Genomic DNA, 2,831 nt, shown 5'->3' with positions numbered 1-2,831 from the left:
CAGGCCCTGATCCTTGACCATCTTTACGACTTCCAACTTGTAGCTGTCATCAAACCTTTTGCGTTTTCTGTTCATGAAAAACTCCTCGATAAATCTATTTTCCACTTATCGAGGTGTCCGGGGAAATTAGACCACTGCAGGATCGTGTGCACTTAGTGGGACCGGCTTTAGCCGGGAAGGCGTCGGCCGCCACCCTGCAAAACAGGTGACGACCGGTGACTCAGTTCAAGTGAGCCTTCAGCTCGCCCGCCGCCTGACGCATGGCCGCCTTGACTTCGGGAATGTTGCTCAGCGGATTCAGCAAGCCGTAGTCGTGGACCATGCCGTTGTAGCGCACCGCGGTAACGTCGACACCGGCGGCGTCCAGTTTGCGGGCATAGGCTTCGCCCTCATCGCGCAGCACATCCAGAGCGGCGGTCTGCACCAGCGCAGGCGGCAGGCCTTTGAGCTGTTCGGTGGTGGCGCGCAATGGCGAGGCGTGGATGTCGGCGCGCTGTCTGGCGTCGGTGGTGTAGCTGTCCCAGAACCAGGTCATCATGTTTTTGGTCAGGAAATGCCCCTCGGCGTATTGCTGGTACGAACCGGTGTCGAAATTGGCGTCGGTCACCGGCCACAGCAGCAACTGGAAGCGTAGCTTCGGTGTGTTGTGCTCCTTGGCCATTAGCGCCACCACCGCGGCCATGTTGCCGCCGACGCTGTTGCCGGCCACGGCCAGACGCGAGCCATCCACATTGATTTCCTTGCCGTGTTCGGCGACCCACTGGGTGGCGGCATAGGCCTGATTGATCGCCGTCGGGTAATGCGCTTCCGGCGACGGCGTGTAATCCACATACACCGCCACGGCACCCGAGCCCACCACCAGATCGTGAATCAAACGGGCGTGGGTCGGGTAGTCGCCCAGCACCCAGCCGCCACCGTGGAAGAACATGAACACCGGCAGCTCACCTTTGACGTTGGCCGGGCGGACGATCGTCAGCTTGATGCTCTGACCGTCGGCCTTGATGGTTTTTTCGCTGACCTGCGTGCCGCTCAGATCCACTTTCACCGAATTCTGCGCACCGGTCAGTACCGCTCGGGCGTCCTTCGGGCTGAGCTGTTCCAGCGGCGTGCCGCCACCTGCCGCCAGTGCGTTCAGGAACGCCTGGGTCTGGTGCTCAGGCACTGCGGTTTCGGCCGCAAAAGCCTGGCTGACAGACAGGGCGAGGAGGGTGGCGGTCAGGGTTTTGGTCAGAGTGTTCATAAGGGCTCACGTGCAAGGCGGAAGGATTTGAATGGCCGGTCAGCGTCTCGAGCTGTCTCGGCTGGCTTGGGAGTGAATGTACGGACTAAACGATAAAGGAACAATTAGCCTTAATGGAGACTCATTGTTTCCCTTTTGGGGACGTTCAAAGACACGTTATTTATTGGCGGGTTTTCGGAAGGAGGGCAGGCAGGGAGGGGTGCGGCAGAGAAATGAACAGCGCCGCGCTGAAGATCAGCAGCGGCGCGTGTCAGAAAAGCGGGGGGGTAAAGCGAATTAACTGCGCAGGTCTTTATTGATTTCGTCTTCGTCCTTATGGGGCACGGTCGAAGCAGGCAGCTCGGCGGGGTAGAACTCGCCCTTGAGATTCAACGCTTCAATGCGCCCCTTGAGCTTCTCGATGACGAGGTCGATGTCCTGCTGATCGTCGAGATCGTCCACCCGCAGCCACAGGTGCGGAAGGTTTTCAAAATACACGCCGTCGATTTCAACATCGCCGGTCAGTTGGCGATCCTGGCGCCACAGGCACTTGCGGTGAACCGTCGCCGGGTCTTGCGGCCAGGTTTCCGACGTGGTCAGCCAGACCTCGTGGTAATCCTGCAAATCTATACTTTCAACTTTGTCCAGTGGGATAAAAGTATTCACATATCACCTGTCAGCCAAGGGGATCGGGCGAGGCCGTTGCGCTGCTGCCTGCCCCAGATCCAATACCGTTTCAAAAAGCGCACACCACTATGGCCCCCGTTTCGCTGACGAGTTCAACGCCCCCAACGCTAATGCCTGCATGGGCAGGACACGTTCACTGCAAGGCCGGTTCGCGGCTGAAAGCGTCGACTGCACGCACCAACCCTTTGGCCGCCAGCGCCACCAGCTCGGCGCCTTTCTCCGGAGTCGCCAGCGCCGGGTCAGAGCCCATGCGGCCGTCCGGGAAGCGCGTGCGAAAATCCTTCGCTTCGCGGATCGGGCCCGACGGTGCGATGCGCGGTGAGTAATCCGCAGACTTGATCGATTCCGGATAGGCCCACTGCGTCACCGCGATCTCGGACGGCGTTGCGTGGGAACCGTGGCCCACCGGAAACTGCCGGTGCGCCAGCTCGCCGACGCCTTCCAGGTCCCACCAGTTGGTCAGCTTCAGCGCGAAACCTGCGCCGCGCCGGGCGAAACTCGCCTCGGCGTACAGCTCGGAAAACGCTGCCTCAATCGAAGCAATGTTGCCGCCATGACCATTGAGGAACAGGATTTTTTCGAAGCCGTGGCCTGCCAGCGAGCGCGTCCAGTCGCCGATGGCCGCGATGAACGTCGAGGGGCGCAACGAGATCGTCCCGGGAAAGCCCAGGTGGTGCTGCGCCATGCCGATGTTGAAGGTCGGCGCGATGAGGATGTCGGCGCTCTTCTGCGCTTCGTAGGCAATGATTTGGGGGCACATCCAGTCAGTGCCCAGCAGCCCGGTGGGGCCATGCTGTTCGTTGGAGCCAATCGGCACAACGATGGTGCGGCTGCGCTTGAGGAACTGTTCGATTTCGATCCATGTGCAATGGTGCAGAAGCATGTCCGGTCCTCTCTTCAGGAAGATGGTTAACAGCGAATAAGC

General features: G+C 60.2%; 3 protein-coding genes. All 3 read right to left on the bottom strand.

Annotation, left to right across the window (positions count from 1 at the left end):
• Positions 1-220: 220 nt before the first annotated feature.
• The 3 genes from VF672_RS23555 to VF672_RS23545 all read right to left on the bottom strand — a co-directional run bounded on the left by VF672_RS23555 (position 221) and on the right by VF672_RS23545 (position 2,789).
• Positions 221-1,240 carry an alpha/beta hydrolase gene (locus VF672_RS23555; protein ID WP_331107460.1) on the bottom strand — a complete coding sequence of 340 codons (1,020 nt, stop codon included), beginning with the start codon at positions 1,238-1,240 and terminating at the stop codon, positions 221-223.
• A 276-nt stretch (positions 1,241-1,516) separates the two neighbouring features.
• A complete protein-coding gene (locus tag VF672_RS23550) occupies positions 1,517-1,885 on the bottom strand; it encodes a hypothetical protein (protein ID WP_331107457.1) in 369 nt (122 codons plus the stop codon).
• A 154-nt stretch (positions 1,886-2,039) separates the two neighbouring features.
• The gene (locus VF672_RS23545) at positions 2,040-2,789 is read right to left on the bottom strand and encodes a creatininase family protein (protein ID WP_331107462.1); all 750 of its coding nucleotides are present in this window, start codon (positions 2,787-2,789) and stop codon (positions 2,040-2,042) included.
• Positions 2,790-2,831: the final 42 nt, after the last annotated feature.

Source organism: Pseudomonas sp. (assembly GCF_036387035.1).
Taxonomy (GTDB): Bacteria; Pseudomonadota; Gammaproteobacteria; order Pseudomonadales; family Pseudomonadaceae; genus Aquipseudomonas.
Note: the sequence above shows the minus strand (reverse complement) of the source record. Positions and strands in the feature narration are given on the sequence as shown.

Bases quoted from the DNA above. Each gene is read 5' to 3' on its own strand.
- VF672_RS23555 (WP_331107460.1), bottom strand. From the start codon at position 1,240: ATGAACACTCTGACCAAAACCCTGACCGCCACCCTCCTCGCCCTGTCT.
- VF672_RS23545 (WP_331107462.1), bottom strand. From the start codon at position 2,789: ATGCTTCTGCACCATTGCACATGGATCGAAATCGAACAGTTCCTCAAG.